Source organism: Mucilaginibacter sp. P5_A4 (genome assembly GCF_056400605.1).
Genome location: NZ_JBFUKX010000162.1, coordinates 1 through 830, shown reverse-complemented (window position 1 = coordinate 830; position 830 = coordinate 1). Strand labels below are relative to the sequence as shown.

Genomic DNA, 830 nt, shown 5'->3' with positions numbered 1-830 from the left:
GAGCTAAACTTAATGAAACAGCATGAGGTGTTTAGTTTATAAAGAGAGCTGACGGAACAGTCTCAAGAGTGAGTTTGATATTGATATTTAATTTACAGATTAATGGAAAAAAAGAAGATTCATAAATTGGAAGCTATTAGAGGCTTTGCTGCTATATATGTTGTTCTCCATCATAGTTTTGGGCGTGAATTAATATTCCATGGTATTGATTTTGCATTTCTATTCCGCTTTGGTCAAGAAGCAGTCATAATTTTCTTTGTACTTTCTGGGTTTGTTATTAAATACTCATTTGAAAAATCGAAGGACAAGTCATTTATGGTCTATTTTCAAAAGAGATTTTTGAGAATATTTATTCCAATTTTTATTGTCTTTGTTACGAACTATTTAGTTCAGGCATGGCAAAGGCATTATTTTTTTCAGATCAATTGGATCAATTTATTGGGGAATACCCTTATGCTTCAGGATAATGGTAACCTGAAACCTCATGTAATCGTAAATCCYTTTTTAACAAACACTCCTTTATGGTCGCTGTCGTACGAATGGTGGTTTTATATGTTATTTTTCATTATCACGATCCGCTTCAAGTCAAAGGCCAACAATATTGTCTATGGTTTGGCGATAATAAGTGCAGTAAGCTATTTATTTTATCCCTTTTTTATAAATCGCATATTTCTTTACTTAATGATCTGGTGGATGGGAATTAGAATTGCAGAGTTACATTTGAATCAGCAGACTATTAATCTATCAAACTTAAAAAAGCCATTATTAATAACCTTCGGATTGTYAATACTTTTAGTATTGAATGCCAAAGTAAGTCATTACGATGGGAT

General features: G+C 31.9%; 1 protein-coding gene. It reads left to right on the top strand.

Translation table 11 applies throughout. The features are described from left to right. Positions 1 to 102: 102 nt before the first annotated feature. Positions 103 to 830, top strand: a 728-nt coding sequence (locus tag AC1DQW_RS27815; RefSeq protein ID WP_477457042.1) for an acyltransferase family protein, incomplete at its 3' end; no start/stop codon positions are given.